19 protein-coding genes are annotated in these 17,408 nt (G+C 56.3%); 14 read left to right on the plus strand and 5 right to left on the minus strand.

From position 1 onward, the window contains the following. Positions 1-35 precede the first annotated feature (35 nt). Positions 36-743, plus strand: coding sequence for a PqiC family protein (locus tag AC4LF3_RS03695; RefSeq protein WP_404625407.1), 708 nt, complete (start codon positions 36-38; stop codon positions 741-743). A gap of 84 nt (positions 744-827) precedes the next feature. Further along, positions 828-1,406: an LON peptidase substrate-binding domain-containing protein gene (locus tag AC4LF3_RS03700; protein ID WP_074823035.1), complete on the plus strand. Its 579-nt coding sequence runs from the start codon at positions 828-830 to the stop codon at positions 1,404-1,406. 9 nt (positions 1,407-1,415) lie between these two features. On the opposite strand, the gene AC4LF3_RS03705 is transcribed toward AC4LF3_RS03700, so the two are convergent. Further along, positions 1,416-2,738, minus strand: coding sequence for a bifunctional DedA family/phosphatase PAP2 family protein (locus AC4LF3_RS03705; RefSeq protein ID WP_074823033.1), 1,323 nt, complete (start codon positions 2,736-2,738; stop codon positions 1,416-1,418). 241 nt (positions 2,739-2,979) lie between these two features. On the opposite strand from AC4LF3_RS03705, the gene AC4LF3_RS03710 reads away from it, so the two are divergent. The 12 genes from AC4LF3_RS03710 to lipA all read left to right on the plus strand — a co-directional run bounded on the left by AC4LF3_RS03710 (position 2,980) and on the right by lipA (position 14,032). Next, a complete protein-coding gene (locus tag AC4LF3_RS03710) occupies positions 2,980-4,239 on the plus strand; it encodes a glutamate-5-semialdehyde dehydrogenase (RefSeq protein ID WP_239381884.1) in 1,260 nt (419 codons plus the stop codon). After that, positions 4,239-4,883, plus strand: a complete 645-nt coding sequence (nadD, locus tag AC4LF3_RS03715) for a nicotinate-nucleotide adenylyltransferase (RefSeq protein WP_010797092.1) — start codon at positions 4,239-4,241, stop codon at positions 4,881-4,883. Before AC4LF3_RS03710 ends, nadD begins: the two co-directional genes overlap by 1 nt. Positions 4,884-4,904: 21 nt before the next feature. Then, entirely contained in the window at positions 4,905-5,255 is a 351-nt protein-coding gene (rsfS, locus tag AC4LF3_RS03720) for a ribosome silencing factor (protein ID WP_010797093.1), read from the plus strand. An 8-nt stretch (positions 5,256-5,263) separates the two neighbouring features. Beyond that, positions 5,264-5,731: a 23S rRNA (pseudouridine(1915)-N(3))-methyltransferase RlmH gene (gene rlmH, locus AC4LF3_RS03725; protein ID WP_010797094.1), complete on the plus strand. Its 468-nt coding sequence runs from the start codon at positions 5,264-5,266 to the stop codon at positions 5,729-5,731. An 18-nt stretch (positions 5,732-5,749) separates the two neighbouring features. Then, on the plus strand, positions 5,750-7,639 hold the full coding sequence (gene mrdA, locus AC4LF3_RS03730) for a penicillin-binding protein 2 (RefSeq protein WP_491834802.1): 1,890 nt from the start codon (positions 5,750-5,752) through the stop codon (positions 7,637-7,639). A 38-nt stretch (positions 7,640-7,677) separates the two neighbouring features. Continuing rightward, entirely contained in the window at positions 7,678-8,781 is a 1,104-nt protein-coding gene (rodA, locus tag AC4LF3_RS03735) for a rod shape-determining protein RodA (protein ID WP_162493721.1), read from the plus strand. Positions 8,782-8,798: 17 nt separating this feature from the next. Then, the gene (gene mltB, locus AC4LF3_RS03740; RefSeq protein WP_414479229.1) at positions 8,799-9,818 is read left to right on the plus strand and encodes a lytic murein transglycosylase B; all 1,020 of its coding nucleotides are present in this window, start codon (positions 8,799-8,801) and stop codon (positions 9,816-9,818) included. Continuing rightward, positions 9,815-10,816 (plus strand): septal ring lytic transglycosylase RlpA family protein, encoded by a 1,002-nt coding sequence (locus AC4LF3_RS03745; RefSeq protein WP_051001195.1) that lies wholly within the window; start codon positions 9,815-9,817, stop codon positions 10,814-10,816. The genes mltB and AC4LF3_RS03745 overlap by 4 nt, the downstream gene beginning before the upstream one ends. Before the next feature lie 70 nt (positions 10,817-10,886). After that, positions 10,887-12,047, plus strand: coding sequence for a D-alanyl-D-alanine carboxypeptidase family protein (locus AC4LF3_RS03750; protein WP_491834803.1), 1,161 nt, complete (start codon positions 10,887-10,889; stop codon positions 12,045-12,047). A 59-nt stretch (positions 12,048-12,106) separates the two neighbouring features. Then, positions 12,107-12,385, plus strand: a complete 279-nt coding sequence (locus AC4LF3_RS03755) for a DUF493 domain-containing protein (protein WP_010797100.1) — start codon at positions 12,107-12,109, stop codon at positions 12,383-12,385. Then, positions 12,385-13,026, plus strand: a complete 642-nt coding sequence (gene lipB / locus AC4LF3_RS03760) for a lipoyl(octanoyl) transferase LipB (RefSeq protein ID WP_010797101.1) — start codon at positions 12,385-12,387, stop codon at positions 13,024-13,026. Before AC4LF3_RS03755 ends, lipB begins: the two co-directional genes overlap by 1 nt. 73 nt (positions 13,027-13,099) lie before the next feature. Beyond that, a complete protein-coding gene (gene lipA, locus AC4LF3_RS03765) occupies positions 13,100-14,032 on the plus strand; it encodes a lipoyl synthase (RefSeq protein ID WP_085985617.1) in 933 nt (310 codons plus the stop codon). Between the two features lie 45 nt (positions 14,033-14,077). On the opposite strand, the gene AC4LF3_RS03770 is transcribed toward lipA, so the two are convergent. From AC4LF3_RS03770 to AC4LF3_RS03785, 4 genes are all read right to left on the minus strand, one after another. Beyond that, positions 14,078-15,397 carry a lytic murein transglycosylase gene (locus tag AC4LF3_RS03770; RefSeq protein ID WP_019364048.1) on the minus strand — a complete coding sequence of 440 codons (1,320 nt, stop codon included), beginning with the start codon at positions 15,395-15,397 and terminating at the stop codon, positions 14,078-14,080. A gap of 88 nt (positions 15,398-15,485) precedes the next feature. After that, positions 15,486-15,644 (minus strand): alternative ribosome rescue factor ArfA, encoded by a 159-nt coding sequence (gene arfA, locus AC4LF3_RS03775; RefSeq protein WP_074823016.1) that lies wholly within the window; start codon positions 15,642-15,644, stop codon positions 15,486-15,488. Between the two features lie 50 nt (positions 15,645-15,694). Beyond that, positions 15,695-16,753, minus strand: a complete 1,059-nt coding sequence (gene holA, locus AC4LF3_RS03780; protein ID WP_491834804.1) for a DNA polymerase III subunit delta — start codon at positions 16,751-16,753, stop codon at positions 15,695-15,697. Between the two features lie 36 nt (positions 16,754-16,789). Next, on the minus strand, positions 16,790-17,392 hold the full coding sequence (locus tag AC4LF3_RS03785) for an LPS-assembly lipoprotein LptE (protein ID WP_491834805.1): 603 nt from the start codon (positions 17,390-17,392) through the stop codon (positions 16,790-16,792). Positions 17,393-17,408: the final 16 nt, after the last annotated feature.

Genomic DNA, 17,408 nt, shown 5'->3' on the forward strand with positions numbered 1-17,408 from the left:
TTTCAGCCAGGACGTGGCTCGACAGTAGGTACTCAATGAAGCGAACGTGTTTGATGGCATTGCTTGCAGCTACCATGACCTTGGGTCTGGGCGGCTGCGCTAGCCTATATCCGGCTCATTATTATCAGCTGGACAGCGGGACGGCTTCGGTTCCCAAGACCAGGGCCGGCACCGCTGTGCAAATTCGCAGCCTGAACATTGCCAATTATCTGCAGCACGACACCCTGCTGCAGCGGCACCCCGATGGTTCCTTGTCGGACAGCAAGGCGCGCTGGGCAGGCTCTCTCACTGATGATATGCAGCATGTACTGCTCCGTCAGATGGCATGGCGTCTCAACAGTAACAGGGTCGTGATAGGGGATGCCCCCGAAGGGTACAAACCTGAGATCATGGTTGAACTGGAGATTTCTCGCCTGGACTCCGGTCCGAAGCAGTCTGCTGTCCTTGATGCACGCTGGCACCTGCTGGATAGTAATGAAAAGCTCAGGGGCAGTCGGATGGTTCACCTTGAGGAGAATCACAACGGAACCGAAGCAGATCAGGTCAGAGCCCAGAGCCTTCTGTTGCAGCAGCTGGCCAAGCAGCTATCCGGTGCGGTCACTGCGGCTGAGCAGGCTTCCAGGAAGGCCGCCAAGTCATCTTCCAGGCAGTCCAGGACACAAGTGGCTCAAGAAGTTGAGGCACCCGCAAAGCTTCCCAAGATCATTCCCATTCGTACGGGTGCGGAAGTTTATCGCTTCTAAATGTGACGTTTTTCGGGTCCGCCATTGCACGTGGCGGACTTAAAGGCGTCAATAGGCAATCCTGACGATAGATCGAGATGCCTTATGAAGCTTCCCTTGTTTCCCCTGTCGACCACGCTTTTTCCAGGCTGCCCCTTGGATCTGCAGCTGTTCGAGCCTCGCTACCTCGACATGATTAGTCGCTGTCTCAAGCAGAACATCGGTTTTGGTGTGGTGACTATCCTTGAAGGAGAGGAAGTGGGTGCTGCACCAACCCGTCTTGGAGGCTTCGGTTGTGAAGCGGTGGTCAGGGACTGGCAGCAGCAGTCCAATGGGTTGCTGGGCGTCAGGGTCGAGGGTGTACGGCGGTTTCGACTGTTGGATACCGAAGTTCAGGATGATCAGCTGACTATGGGTACGGTTGAATGGCTGGACGAGCCGGCCGAGCGCCCTTTGAGCGATCAGCATGATGACTTGGCTGCCCTGTTGCAGGCATTGGCCGAGCATCCTATGGTGGCTGCGCTGGACCTGGATGGGACGGCCAGTGGGCAGCGCGAATTGGGTTACCGGCTTGGATATCTGCTGCCTTTTACGCCTGATCAGAAAAACGAGCTGCTTTCGCTCGACGATCCAGGTGAGCGCCTGGATCGCCTTCATGAACTGCTGTCCAGCCTGCAGGAGTGAGGTGGGCTATTATGTAGCAGGCATATAGCGTTCTATGGCAACCGGCAAGGCCCAGGCGGCTGCAAAGGTGAAGACCGCAAGTATGATTGGAATGAATATCCACCAGAAGCGAAGCGTCAGCGGCTGAAGCCTTGCCTGCCGTTGCATGACAGCCAGACTCAGAGCGCAGAAACTGCCCGCCAACAGTGCTCCTGCCAGGACATCGGTGGGCCAATGCACGCCCAGGTAGACACGCGTTGTGGCAATCGTGAGAGCGGGTAGGGCGGCTACGGCTAGCCATGTCAGTCTCACTCGCGGGGATTGGCCGCGCGAGACAAGAATACCCAGGGTTAGGAAGAAGGCAAACGATGCCGAGCTATGTCCGCTAGGCAGGCTATAGGTTGTTAGTGGTTCGGCCAGGATGTCTGGACGCGCTCGCGCCAGCAGGTTTTTCAGTGTGCCGTTGGCTACCGCCGTTCCCAGCAATGAGCCCAGGGAAAAGAACATACCGCGCCACTGGCGCATCGCTCCCAGCAGCACGATCAGAATGATTGCCACGACCAATTGGGTTCGGAAGTCGCCCAAGCGGGTAATGATGACCGCAACACTGTTCAGGTAGGGCTGCCGGTGCTCCTGAACGAGGGTCATGATGCCTTCATCCAGCGAACGCAAATGCTGCCAGCCCAGTAACAAGGCAAGCAGAAGCACAAAGGTCAGCACAGCAATCATGAAGGTCGAGCCGCTGCGCTCGCGCAAGGTGGCATGCATGATGAATACAAGCAAAACGGCTGCACTGCCGGCTATGATTCCGGCTTGGGGCCAGAAGTCAGGCGGCAGAGGAAGGCGAAAGGCCGCACCGGTCATCCAGCCCGGGAGCAGGTATACAATCGACCAGCCTGCCGCGGCGATGAGGCTGACGACCGTAAAGCGGATGACAGGCATGTCCAGCATTCCGGCAATCATGGGCAGCATGGGCCTCAGCGGCCCAATGAAGCGGCCTATCAACAAGCTGGTAATGCCGTTGCGCTGGAAAAAGGTCTCCGCTGACGAAATCCATTCTGGATGGGTGCGCAGCCCGGGAAGGCTCCGGATATTCTGATGGAATCGTCTGCCCAGATAATACGAGGCGGCATCCCCCAGCAGACCACCCAGGTAGCCCAGGATAAGAGTCTCGCTAAGACCCAGCACACCGCTGCCTGCCAGTACGCTGATGCCAAACAGGGCAAAGGTGCCAGGCACCAGTAGGCCTGCCAGTGCGAGGCACTCGAGAAAGGCCGTGATGAATACGGCAGCTCCCAACCAATGGGGATGCGCACTTAACCAGGCATTCAGGTCGGCAAGAAAGGCTGTCATGAGAGAGAGGGTAGGTCCTTTGCTATAACGCGTTTTCGACTAATCTGGCGATGAGCGGTTCAGTAGGCGTTATGTGGAATAGGAACCGGTTCGCCGTCTCGATAATACCCAGGCGCTTCCGTTTCGGGTCCAGGGCTGAAGCGTTAAAGCTTTTCAATCTATGACGGCTGCATGTCATGACTGTCCGTCTTGGGTTTACCCCGGTATAATTGTTTAATTTTCAGCCAAACTCATTTTTGCCATGACCGAGTCCGTGCACGACTATATGACCCGCTTGGGCCGTGCGGCCCGTGAAGCTTCGCGCCTTTTGGCCAGAGCTTCGACTGCACAGAAGAACAAGGCGCTTCTATCTGTTGCAGATGCGCTGGATCGTGCGCGACCGTTACTGGTTGAGGCCAATGAGAGAGATCTGGCTGCAGGTCGCGTAGCAGGACTCGACTCAGCACTGCTGGATCGTCTGGCGCTGACCCCAGCGCGTATCGATGGCATGATCGCTGGATTACGTCAGGTCGCAGCTCTGCCGGATCCTGTGGGTGCTATTCGTGATATGAGCTATCGCCCTTCAGGTATCCAGATCGGTAAGATGCGTGTCCCGTTGGGTGTCATTGGCATCATTTACGAGTCACGTCCCAATGTGACCATCGATGCGGCCAGCCTGTGTCTGAAGTCCGGTAACGCCACAATTCTGCGAGGTGGCTCCGAAGCCATTCACTCCAATCGGGCCATTGCGCTGTGCATCCAGGAAGGGCTTGCTTCGGCAGGATTGCCAGCAGCAGCAGTTCAAGTTGTCGAAACAACGGATCGTGCTGCGGTTGGTGCCCTGATCACCATGCCTGAATATGTAGATGTGATCGTTCCCCGGGGCGGTAAAGGGCTGATTGAGCGAATCAGTCAGGATGCTCGGGTGCCTGTGATCAAGCACCTGGATGGTATCTGCCACGTTTATGTGGACGAGCATGCCGATCTGGAAAAGGCGCATCGCATTGCGCTCAATGCCAAGTGCTATCGCTATGGTATCTGCGGGGCGATGGAAACCCTTCTGGTGCAAGCCGCAGTTGCCAATGCCTTTTTGCCGAACATGGCTGCCTCGTTGCGGGAAAAGGGCGTGGAACTCAGAGGATGTGAGCGCACGCGTGATATCATCGATGCCGTCCCTGCCCATGATGTGGACTGGAGTACTGAATATCTGGCTCCTGTTCTGTCAATCAAGGTAGTGGCCGACATCGAAGAGGCTATTACACATATCAACCATTATGGCTCGCATCACACCGATTCCATTGTAACGGAGCACTTGGGTCGTTCGCGGCAGTTCCTGGCGGAAGTGGATTCAAGTTCCGTGATGGTCAATGCGCCCACATGCTTTGCCGACGGGTTTGAATATGGACTCGGCGCAGAAATCGGAATTTCGACCGACAAGCTGCATGCCCGCGGACCGGTAGGGCTGGAAGGTCTTACCAGCGAAAAGTATATCGTCCTTGGTGACGGGCAAGTTCGTTCTTGATGGTCACACGTATCGGATTGTTCGGCGGCACTTTCGATCCGATTCACATCGGCCATTTGCGCAGTGCGCTGGAAGTGGCCGAACAGCTAGGGCTCGATGAGTTGCGGCTGATTCCCGGGGCGCGTCCACCTCATCGTAACGCTCCGCAGGTTTCGGCTCAGCAGCGGTTGGAAATGGTCAGGTTGGCTGTTGAAGGTGTCGAGTATTTGCGTGTGGATGATATTGAGTTTCGACGTGAACGCCCCTCCTATACGATCGAAACGCTTGAAGCGCTGCGCCGGGATATGGGGCCACATGTGCAGCTTTTACTGATGTTGGGCTGGGACGCCTTCTGTGGATTGCCAGGATGGCATCGATGGACTGAACTCCTGGATCATTGCCACATTCTGGTCCTGCAGCGTCCCGATGCGGACAGCGAGCCACCCCAGGCACTCTGTGATCTGATCGCTGCGCGTACGCAGTCCGATCCCCAGGCGCTTTCCGGGCCAGCGGGGCAGATCACCTACATCTGGCAGACGCCCCTGGCGGTATCTGCCACTCAAATACGGGGCCTGCTTGCTGCAGGAAAGTCGGTACGTTTCCTCGTGCCGGACGCGGTAATGAACTATATCGAAACGCACGGCCTGTACCGTGCTACGACTTGAATATGAGGTTTATACGTAGTTATGCAAAGTGAACAACTCGTTCAGCTCGCGGTTGACGCGCTGGAAGACATGAAAGCCCAAGACATTACCGTGCTGGATGTGCGCGACAAGACCAGCGTGACGGATGTCATGGTTATCGCCAGCGGCACCTCGAGCCGTCATGTGAAATCACTGGCGGATAACGTTGTGGAAAAGGTCAAGAAGAACGGCGTCCAGCCCTTGGGTAGTGAAGGGTTGGAAGCAGGTGAATGGGCACTGCTGGATCTGGGTGACGTTGTGGTGCACGTCATGTTGCCGGCTACCCGTGAATTCTATGATCTGGAGCGCCTCTGGCGCGGTGCAGAGCAAAGTCGCGCAGCCCATGGCGAGTAAGTGATACCGTGCGTGTGCGATTGATTGCTGTCGGCTCGCGCATGCCGCGTTGGGTCGAAGAAGGCTGGCAAGAGTACGTCAAGCGTCTCCCGCCTGAACTGCCTCTGGAACTGGTGGAAATTCCACTTAATACCCGAGGCAAGAATGCTGATGTGGCCAGACTTATCCGTCAGGAAGGTGAAGCCATGTTGGCAAAGGTTCAGCCTGGAGAGCGTATAGTAACGCTGGAGGTGGGCGGTCGACCGTGGAGCACGGAGCAACTGGCCGAAACACTTTCCCGCTGGCGACTTGATGCCCGTAACGTCAATCTCATGGTCGGTGGCCCGGAAGGGCTCGCGCCGGAGGTCATGGCGCGCAGTGAGCAGCGTTGGTCATTGTCACCCTTGACCTTGCCTCACCCGCTTGTACGTATTCTGGTCGGCGAGCAGATTTATCGAGCCTGGACGCTTTTGGCTGGGCACCCTTACCACAAGTAATCTCGTTTCCACTCGTCGATGCCGCAACCGATTCGTCTCAAGGACCACGAAAAAGACGCTCGCCAGGTCCGTTCGCGCGTGTTCATCGGCATGGCCGTGATTGCGTTTTTGTCGTGCCTGCTGGTAGCGCGTATGTACTACCTGCAGGTTATGCAGTACGACTATCACTCTACGCTTTCTGAAAACAACCGCGTGCACGTGCAGCCGATTCCGCCGACGCGGGGGCTGATCTATGACCGAAACGGGGTCATTCTGGCGGATAACAGGCCCAGCTTTAGCCTGACCGTGACACGTGAGCGGGCAGGTGACTGGAAGAAGACCCTCGACACGGTTGTTGAGGTGCTGGGGCTGCAATCTGAGGACAAGGAGCTCTTCGAAAAGCGAATGAAGCAGGGGCGGCGGCCTTTCGAGCCGGTTCCCATCCTGTTTGAGCTGACTGAAGACCAGATTGCCCGTATTGCGGTCAACCAGTTCAGATTGCCGGGCGTCGATGTCGCTGCCCAATTGGTACGGCATTATCCACTGGGTGAGCACTTTGCGCATTCGGTTGGATACGTCGGCCGTATCAACGAGCAAGAGCTGAAAAAGCTGGATCCGGTCAACTACAGCGGTACCCACCATATCGGCAAGACCGGCATCGAACGGTTCTATGAAAGCGAGCTTCATGGACAGGTAGGGTATGAAGAAGTCGAAACCAATGCGCGGGGGCGCGTGCTGCGTGTTCTGAATCGTACCGATCCAAAGCCTGGAAAGGATATCGTGCTGACGTTGGATGCCAACCTGCAGGCCGCTGCGGAGAAGGCTCTGGGAGGACGACGTGGAGCCATCGTCGCTATCCAGCCACGTACTGGGGAAGTGCTGGCCATGGTCAGTCAGCCCAGCTATGACCCCAATCTGTTCGTGGCCGGCATCAGTTTCAAGGATTATGCAGAGCTTCGCGACTCCATTGACCGTCCACTGTATAACCGCGTCTTGCGCGGTTTATACCCGCCAGGCTCCACCATCAAGCCTGCTGTAGCACTGTCTGGGTTGGATGCCGGTGTGGTGACACCCAGTACCCGGGTATTTGACCCGGGCTATTACCAGCTGCCCAATTACGATCACAAATATCGCAACTGGAACCACAGTGGTGATGGATGGGTGGATCTCGAAACCGCCATCATGCGTTCCAATGATACTTATTTCTATGATCTTGCCCACAAGATCGGCATAGATCGGCTGCATGATTACCTGAGCCGTTTTGGCGTTGGGCAGCGGGTCTCGCTGGATATGTTCGAAGAGGCTTCGGGCCTGATGCCCTCTCGGGAGTGGAAACGTGTCACGCGCCGTCAGGTGTGGTTCCCCGGTGAGACGCTGATCCTGGGAATTGGCCAGGGCTATATGCAGACAACGCCTTTGCAATTGGCTCAGGTCACCAGCCTCATTGCCACCCACGGTAAGTGGATTCGCCCGCATTTGGCCAAAACCATTGAAAATCAAAAGCCCGTTGATCCAAACCCGATGCCGGATATCCTGCTCAAGGACCCTGCGAACTGGGAGCGCGTCACTCAGGGCATGGAGGCGGTAGTTCATGCCGCACGTGGTACGGCGCACAAGATGGGCGCTACTGCCGCTTACAGAATTGCAGGCAAGAGCGGTACTGCACAGGTGGTCGCGATTCGCCAGAACGAGCGTTACAACTCCGCCGCGCTTAAGGAACGCCACCGTGACCATGCGCTGTTCGTAGGGTTTGCACCAGCTGACAACCCACAGATAGCCATCTCCGTTATGGTTGAAAACGGAGAATCGGGCAGCGGGATTGCTGCTCCCGTACTTAAGGAAGTGGCTGATGCCTGGCTGCTGGATGAAAACGGTAAGCTCAAGGCTGAATACGCCAGACCGGTTGTTGCGGAGTCAACCAAGCCATGAACACTAACTTCGACCGGACGATACCCGAAGGCGACGTCATGCGCCGCCGCTCCACCCTGCTGCAGCGGATGCACATTGATGGCCCATTGCTGTTGATACTGCTCATGCTCGGTGCTGTCGGCCTGTTTGTACTCTACTCAGCGAGCGGTAAAAGCTGGGACTTGGTGATCAAACAGGGCACATCGTTCGGGCTGGGTCTGGTGGCCATGATCGTGATTGCACAATTCGAGCCCCGCTTTATGGCTCGCTGGGTGCCGCTGGGTTATCTCATTGGGGTGGCACTGCTGGTGGTCGTGGATGTTATGGGCCATAACGCCATGGGGGCTACCCGCTGGATCAATATTCCGGGAGTCATCCGTTTTCAGCCATCCGAATTCATGAAGCTGCTCATGCCCATGATGGTGGCCTGGTATCTGTCCAAGCGCAGCCTTCCTCCCAGCTTCAAGCATATTGTTGTCAGCCTGATCACAATCGGCATCCCCTTTGTGTTGATCCTTGATCAACCGGACCTTGGGACCGCCATGCTCATTCTCGCTTCGGGTGGCTTCGTCCTGTTCGTCGGAGGTATGCAGTGGCGCTGGCTTATCGGTGCAGTGGCGGCGGCGGCACCGGTTGCGGTAGCCATGTGGTTTTTCGTCATGCACGATTATCAGAAGCGGCGAGTACTAACGTTTCTGGATCCTGAAATGGACCCCCTAGGGTCTGGATGGAACATCATTCAGTCGAAAGCGGCCATTGGATCAGGTGGCGTATTTGGCAAAGGTTGGCTTCTGGGAACGCAATCTCATCTGGATTTTTTGCCCGAAAGCCATACGGACTTTATCATTGCCGTCCTCGGAGAAGAGTTCGGCATGGTCGGCGTATGTCTGCTGCTGTGCTTGTATCTGCTGCTGATAGGGCGAGGGCTGACGATTACCATCCAGGCGCAAACATTGTTTGGCAAGCTATTGGCTGGTAGCGTGACGATGACATTTTTCGTTTATGTCTTCATCAATATTGGCATGGTCAGCGGTTTGCTGCCCGTGGTTGGGGTGCCGTTACCGTTTATCAGCTATGGCGGTACGTCCGTTGTGACGTTGCTGTGCGGTTTTGGAGTTTTGATGGCGATCCACACACATCGGAAGTGGATCGCCCAATCGTGATTTAAGTGAAGGACGCAATGCTGACACCGTTTGGATGGATGGGCCGCTGCCTTCAGTGCTTCGGTCTGCTGGGAGCGATAGGGATTACGGGCGCCGCAACGGCCGGCGACTATGATGATTCGCCTCAGGTTGCCAGCTTCATCAACGAGATGACGCGCAACTATGGCTTTGCCGGACAGCAGTTAAAGGAGCTGTTCGGTGAAGTCGAGCGCAAGCAGAGTATTCTCGACGCCATTTCTCGTCCTGCGGAGCGAGTAAAGCCTTGGAGCGAGTACCGCCCTATTTTCGTAACCGACAAGCGCATCGATCAGGGCGTCACGTTCTGGAACGAAAATGCCGAGTCGCTGGCGAAGGCTGAGCGGGAATATGGCGTTCCGCCTCAATTCATCGTTGCCATCATTGGCGTCGAAACCTTCTATGGTCGAAACAAGGGCAACTACCGGGTGCTGGATGCGCTGTCGACGCTGGCCTTTGATTACCCTCAGCGAGCGCCATTCTTCAGAGATCAGCTGCGTGAATTCCTGCTTTTGAGTCGTGAGCAACAGTTCGATCCGCTCAGCTTGACCGGCTCCTATGCCGGTGCCATGGGCCTTCCGCAGTTCATGCCAGGCAGTTTCCGTGCCTACGCTGTAGATTTCGATAACAGTGGCCATATCGATATCTGGAACGACAAGGCCGACGCCATTGGCAGCGTCGCCAGTTATTTCAAGCGCCACGGCTGGACTGCGGGTGGCAACGTGGCGGTACGCGCTCAGGTACGTGGCGATAAAGTGGAACAGGGTGTCGTTCAGGGTATCGAGCCGGTTAAAAGCGTGGCAGAGTTGCGTGCGCTGGGCTGGAATCCATCCGAGCCGTTAAGGGATGACCTGCGTGTCACCTCATTCCGGCTGGACGGTGAGGCAGGTCCTGAATACTGGATGGGACTGCCCAATTTCTATGCAATCACACGCTACAACCGTAGCGTCATGTATGCCATGGCTGTAAATCAGCTGGCGGAGGCTATTGCTGAGCGTCATACGCATGGGGCGTCGCAATGAATTATTTTAATCGGGGTTTGACCGCCGCGACCTGCCTTGCCCTGGCAGGGCTAGTAGCAAGTTGCTCAAGCCCATCCCCCAAAAGTCCGACCACCTATGGGTCCAATGCAAGTGCTGGTAGTTACTCACGCCCGCATAAGGACGGTGCTCCTTGGTGGGATGTGGATGTTTCACGTATTCCTGATGCCGTTCCGATGCCCAACTACGGGCCTATCAAGAACAACCCCTACACGGTGCTGGGCAAGACCTATTTCCCGCTGAACGATGCTACGAGCTATCGTGTCACCGGGACTGCCTCCTGGTATGGCACCAAGTTTCATGGTCAGGCCACGGCGAACGGCGAGACCTATGACCTCTATGGAATGACTGCCGCTCACAAGACCCTGCCGCTACCCAGCTACGTTCGTGTAACCAACCTGGATAATGGCAAAAGCGTTATCGTTCGGGTCAATGATCGTGGTCCGTTCTATTCAGATCGTGTGATTGACCTGTCTTTTGCGGCTGCCAAGAAGCTTGGTTATGCCGAGACAGGAACGGCCCATGTGCGTGTCGAGGGTATCGATCCGGCACAATGGTGGGCTCAGCAAGGCCGCCCGATGCCAATGGTGCTGGCGCAGCCGCAACGTGCGCCTGCCGCTCCGACACCTGTAAAACCACAGACAGTGGCTACGGTTGAAACCTATAATCCGCCTCCGCAACAGCATGCCGCGCCGGTTGTGCCGCTTGAGATCGACTCAAAAAAAAACGCTTCTGCACAAGCCGGTGGGCTGTATCTCCAGGTGGGCGCCTTCGCCAACCCGGACGCTGCGGAGCTCCTGAAGGACAAACTCAGCGAGCTGACAGCTGCCCCGGTCTTTATCAGCTCGGTCGTGCGCAACCAGCAGACTCTGCACCGCGTGAGACTCGGGCCGATCGGCACGCAGGGTGAGGCCAGTCAGCTGCAAAATACCGTGCGTCTTGCCAATCTGGGGCAAGCCTCGCTGGTACGTCCGGATTAGGAGCAAGGACGCTCTGTGTATATGCCCTCTGGGCTTGTTTAATTAGTCTGCTTAACCATTAGAGAGTCGGATGAACATCACCACCTTAGCTCAACGCGTCTTTTTGCTCGTTCTGCTCATCGCTGCGCCAGCCGCCTGGGCGGCCGAGCCGATGATTCCTTCGCCCCCGCAGCTTGCTGCCAAGTCCTGGGTTCTCATGGATGCGAGCAGTGGCCAGATCATCACGGAATATAATTCCGACCAGCGCCTGCCTCCAGCCAGTCTGACCAAGTTGATGACTGCCTACATCGCGACCTTGGAGATCCAGCGTGGCCGTATCAAGGAAAGCGATATGGTCAATGTGAGCGAGCATGCCTGGCGTACCGGTGGTTCCCGGATGTTCATTCAGGTGGGCAATCAGGTTTCGGTTAGCGATTTGCTCCACGGCATCATTATCCAGTCAGGCAACGACGCGAGCGTGGCCATGTCTGAGCATATTGCTGGCAGTGAAGACGCGTTCGCCGACATGATGAACACCACGGCGCAGCGCCTGGGAATGAGCAATACCCATTACATGAATGCTACGGGTCTGCCTAACCCGGACCATTACTCTTCTGCCCATGACATTGCCAAACTGTCTCGTGCAATCATCTATGAAGAGCCGACTCACTATGCCATTTACTCCCAGAAGGAGTTCTTCTGGAATAACATCAAGCAGCCTAACCGCAATCTGCTGCTATGGCGTGACAAGACCGTTGACGGTCTGAAGACTGGCCACACTGATGAAGCAGGCTATTGCCTGGCCGCCTCTGCTGTCCGTGACGGTATGCGCTTGATCGCGGTGGTATTCGGTACGAACAGTGAGCAGGCCCGTGCAGCCGAAACCCAGAAGCTTCTAACCTATGGTTTCCGCTTCTTCGAAACCCAGTCCTTCTACAAGAAGGGTGTAGAGCTTGCGCGTGCGCCGGTCTGGAAAGGCACCGAGCATGAGGTTTCAGCGGGTCTGGGAGACGACCTGACCATGACGCTGCCCCGCGGTCAGCTGAAAAAGCTGAAAGCTGAAATTGTTATGAACCCACAGATCACTGCACCGATTGCCAAAGGTCAGCCTATCGGCAAGGTGGAAGTGAAGCTGGATGACAAAGTCATGCACACTGCTGACCTGGTAGCCTTGCAGCCGGTCGAAGAAGGTGGTTTCTTCCGTAAGTTGTGGGATAGCATTCGTCTATTCTTCTACGGACTGTTCAACTGATCTCAAGACGCCCGCTTTAGCGGGCGTCTCTACCTTCGGGCCCCAGACCCGCGAATGCCATGACTGATACCGACACTCAAGCTCCAAAAATTGAATTTCCTTGCGATAACTATCCGATCAAGGTGATCGGTGATGCCGGAGACGGTTTTACTGATCTGGTAGTTGAAATCATTCAGCGCCACGCACCGGATCTGGACGTTACGACGCTGGTAACGCGTGATAGCCGTAACGGCCGCTTTCTGTCAGTACAGGTCCTGATCCGTGCTACCGGTGTCGAGCAGCTGCAGTCGATCCATTCGGACCTGCGCACCACCGGCCGCGTCCATATGGTGCTGTAATGGATAAGACGCTCGGCTTCCGAGAGCTGGGCCTGGTCTCCTATGAGCCGACCTGGCAGGCCATGCGGCGTTTTACTGACGAGCGCAATCCTTCGGCGCTGGACGAGGTCTGGTTGCTACAGCATCCTGCCGTATTCACCCAAGGGCAGGCAGGCAAGGCCGAGCATCTGCTCAATGCCGGTGAAATTCCTGTCATACAGGTCGATAGAGGCGGCCAAGTAACGTACCATGGGCCGGGACAACTGATTGCCTATCTTCTTCTGGATGTCAGGCGATTAGGGTTGGGGGTTCGTGAGCTTGTATCCCGAATCGAGCAAAGCCTGGTTGGCGTGCTGGCCAGCTACGGGGTCGAGTCGTATGCAAAGCCTGATGCCCCTGGTGTTTATGTCAAGGGTGCAAAGATCGCATCCCTTGGCTTGCGTATCCGTAACGGACGCTCCTTCCATGGTCTGGCCTTGAATGTCGACATGGACTTGGCGCCGTTCCGTCGAATCAACCCCTGCGGTTATGCCGGCCTGGCCATGACCCAGCTACGCGATCATGCCGGGCCGATCGAATTTGCCGAGGTGACCCAGCGGCTGCGTGAGCAGCTCGTGTCACAGCTTGGCTACGCTGACCAGATCACCCTGGAAAAGAGCTGACATGACAACAGTGCAAGACAGTGTGAACGTCGAGACGCCCATCGCTGAAGCGCCTGCGCGCAAGAAAGTTGAAATGGGCGTCAAACTGCGTGGTGCAGAAAAGGTTGCCCGCATCCCGGTCAAAATCATTCCGACCGAAGAGCTGCCACGTAAACCTGACTGGATTCGCGTACGAATTCCAGTGACGCCAGAAGTGGAGCGCATCAAGCAGCTGCTTCGCAAGCATAAGCTGCATAGCGTCTGTGAAGAGGCCTCTTGCCCCAACCTGGGTGAATGCTTCTCTGGCGGTACAGCTACATTCATGATCATGGGCGACATCTGTACACGTCGTTGCCCCTTCTGTGACGTGGGGCATGGCCGTCCGAAGCCTCTGGATGTCGATGAGCCACGAAATCTGGCTGTCGCGATTGCCGACCTTCGTCTGAAATATGTCGTCATTACATCGGTAGATCGTGATGACCTGCGAGACGGTGGCGCTCAGCATTTTGCCGACTGTCTGCGGGAGATCCGCCAGCTGTCTCCCGGCATCCAGCTGGAAACATTGGTACCTGACTACCGTGGCCGTATGGATATCGCGCTGGATATCACCGCTACCGAGCCGCCAGATGTCTTCAACCACAACCTGGAAACGGTGCCGCGCCTGTACAAGTCATCTCGTCCGGGCTCCGATTTCGAGTGGTCGCTGGACCTGCTGCAGAAGTTCAAGCAGCGTGTACCACACGTCCCCACCAAATCAGGCCTGATGCTGGGGCTTGGCGAGACAGACGATGAGGTCATTGAAGTCATGAAGCGCATGCGCGAGCATGACATCGACATGCTGACCCTGGGGCAGTATTTACAGCCTTCTCGTAATCACTTGCCGGTACAGCGCTTTGTTCATCCGGATACCTTCGCCTGGTTTGCCGAGGAAGGCGAAAAGATGGGCTTCAAGAATGTGGCATCCGGCCCGCTGGTTCGCTCCTCCTATCATGCCGACCAGCAGGCGCATGGCAGCAAGATCTCCTGATCGAACGGCAATAAAAAGGCGCTTTAAGCGCCTTTTTATTGCCTGTCAGGAACGTAAACGAGCCAGCAGGGATGGGGTAGGGTAGCCGTCTGCTGGCCAGCCAAGTGTCTGCTGGAACGCTCGTATGGCTTTACGGGTATTGGCACCTATGATGCCGTCAGCAGCACCAGGCGTAAAACCTCGGTCTGCCAGGCGCTGCTGAAGTTCGACTCGCTCGCTGCGGCTGAGTGGAACGTCCTCAAGCGGCCAAGCTGCGCTGACTTTCCCGGCGCCCTTATAGCTATCCGATAGAAGTCCCACGGCTAGCGCATAGGATGATGAGTTGTTATATCGAAGAATGGTCCGGAAATTGTTGAAGACCAAAAAGGCTGGCCCTCGATGTCCCGCTGGAAGCAGTAGAGAAGCCTGCTCCATGGAGTACGCAGGGGAGAGGGGCGTCGTTGCGCCTTGAACACCCATGGCCTGCCAATCTGACAAGGGCTTGCGGATGTCCATGTCTGCTTGAGCGTAATCGAAGCCCTGTGGCAGGCGAACTTCAAAACCCCACGGCTTTCCGTCCTGCCAACCGGAGGCTTTCAGATAGTTGGCCGTTGAGGCCAACGCATCAGCATTGGAGCCCCAGATATCCCGACGACCATCACCATCAAAGTCGACGGCATGTTCATTGTAGGTCGTTGGAATGAACTGCGTTTGACCCATGGCTCCAGCCCAGGAGCCAATCATGCGCTCAGGCGTAATATCGCCATTTTGGATGATGGTCAGTGCGGCCAGCAGTTGCGCCTGCGCGAAGGCGGGGCGCCGTCCCTCATAAGCCAGGGTTGCCAAAGAACGAATAACGCTCTTGGTGCCCATGTTGTTGCCATAGTTGCTTTCGATACCCCAGAAGGCCACAAGGCGTTCTGGCTCGATGCCGTAACGTGCCTCAAGTTGCGCCAGAAGGCTCGAATATTGGGTTAGTAGCTTCTGGCCGTTTGCAATGCGCTGCTGGGAAACTGCAGACGACAGGTATTCCCACACAGGACGGGTAAATTCGGGTTGGCTGCGGTCCGCTGTAATCACGGCATCGTCAGGAGTCACGCCTGCGAAAGCCTGATTGAAGGTTGCGGTAGTAATACCGGCCGCTTGAGCGTCCTGCCGGAAGCGGTCTCGCCATTGCTCGAAGCTTTCCTGAGGAGCAGGCTCAGGCGTCGTATTGGCGGAGCGGCTTTGTGAGGCAGAGGTAGGTGCGTTCGTGGCGGCTGGCGTGGCCGTTTCGCTCTGCGTCTGTGTTTGTGCACAGGCAGCAATGACCCCTGTGATCAATGTCGCCAGAGTGCCTGCAATAAGGCTGCCGTGTTTCAGCCTGCGTTTTTTCCCGTGTTGCATGAATCTCCACCGGGTGCGTCAACAGACTCGTCACCATAACATGCCTGAATCGAGGCGTCTTCGTTTGGAGAAGGGAGTACGGATGGAATTATGCGGCTACCAATAAAAAAGCCTTCCCATCATCAGTTGGGAAGGCTTCACGGCGATAACTGCCTTTGCCTTTCTTGGGCTTTTCCTGTCGACAGCGAAACAGGGGCTGGGCAATGGTGGATTTGGCCTTGTTGGGCCTTCGCTGTTTTTTGGTCATGAGAGTACTCGGTCTGAATGCGCGGTTGCGCGAAGACCGGCATCTTACGATTATCGTGAGAATGTATCCAGAGCGGCAGAAGGCAAGGAGAAGCGTTGACCCGCCAACAGCAAGGTCAACTGGCGCAGGGTTGTCCAAGTATCACCCGGGGCCTGGCCCTTGATCTGCGCATCCACAAGTTGGGCATCCAGCAATAGGCGACTCAGTTTGGCCGTAGAGTGTCGTTGCAGGGCGCGGCTTATGAGCGGACGTCTTTTCTCCCAGACCGGGGGCTTTGCCTGCGCAAACGCGCGGTCAAGTGGTATACCCTGTTCCTGCTGTTGCGCAAGGTTGGCCAGTTGCCGCAGCTCTCGGGCCAGTGCCCACAGGATCATTGGCGGCTCGACACCCTCGCCGCGAAGGCCCTCCAGAATACGTAACGCGTGATTGGCCTCCCCTGCTAGAACCGCATCGATGAGGCCAAAAACGTCGAAGCGGGCACTATCACCAACGCTTGCCTGTACAGTGGCGACATCAATTTGGTTGCCTTCGGCCAAGAGCTTGAGTTTTTCAATTTCCTGGGCGGCTGCAAGCAGGTTGCCTTCTACCCGGACAGCAATCAGTTCGACCGCTTCCTGCGAGGCGGCCAGACCTGCCTGGGAAAGGCGTTGGCGGATCCATTGAGGCAGTTGATGAACATCGATGGGCCAGATCTGAATGAACTGAACGTCAGCATGTTCAATCAGGGCCTTGGCCCATTTGGTCTTTTGGGCGCTGCCATCCAGCTTGGGCAGGCTGATGAGCAGCAATGTATCTTCAGCAGGGCGCGATAGATAGCGTAGTAGCGCTTCGGCACCTTTATCACCAGGCTTGCCGTTTGGAATGCGTAATTCGATCAGACGCTTCTGGGCAAACAGAGACAGGCTTGCCCCTGCTTCGTAAAGCAGGTTCCAGTCAAAGTTATTTTCTACGTTGAACACCTGACGTTCATCAAACCCCTGGCTTTTCGCCGAGGCTCGAATGGCATCGGTTGCCTCCTGGCAAAGCAGGGGCTCGTCGCCGCTGACTATATAAATTGGCGCCAGCTGTCCTTGCAGGTGCTTGGCGAGTTGAGCAGGGTTCAGTTTCATAGGATAAAAATACGGGGCCATAAGGCCCCGTAATCGTTAGCGGGTGGGTATTTCGATCGGAGATTGTTGTGGCGGCATGTTCTGCTGCGCTGCGCGTGCGGCCTCGGCACGCGCTCGTGCATCAGCCTCGCTTTGCAACTTGTCGAGCCGCTGGGGTGTAATGGTCTGCAGGCGCGAAGCCAGCTGGCGGACCAGTTCTGCACGCATTTCCCGACGGAGCTGCTGAGCCTGTTGCTCGGAACCGATGATGTTGTTTTCATCCGTCACGTAGTAACGCTGCGTTTCCAGATCATCATGCAGCAGCACGGCATCGTTGCGGCCACGAATTTCATAGGGCAGCTTAGTCGTCAGCTCGATTTCAGCACTACGTGCGCCCGCGGTATAGCTCGCGGTGCGTTGCGTCTGCTGCTCGTCTGCCAGGTATAACGTATAGGTCGCGCCTGGGTTAACGTTTACATGATTGCTCTCAAGCATGGTTCTTACCTGCTTGACCGTTTCGCCGTAGCTGTCACGGGCGGAAAGACTCAACTCACGCAGCGACAGTTCGGTGTCGCCTGTACCTCGCAGCTGAAAACCACAAGCACTTAACAACACGGTCATTCCAATCGCCGCAAGGCAGGAAAAGCTCCGCTTCATCATGATCTTTTTCACTCCG

The organism is Pseudomonas sp. C2.3V (assembly GCF_058536325.1).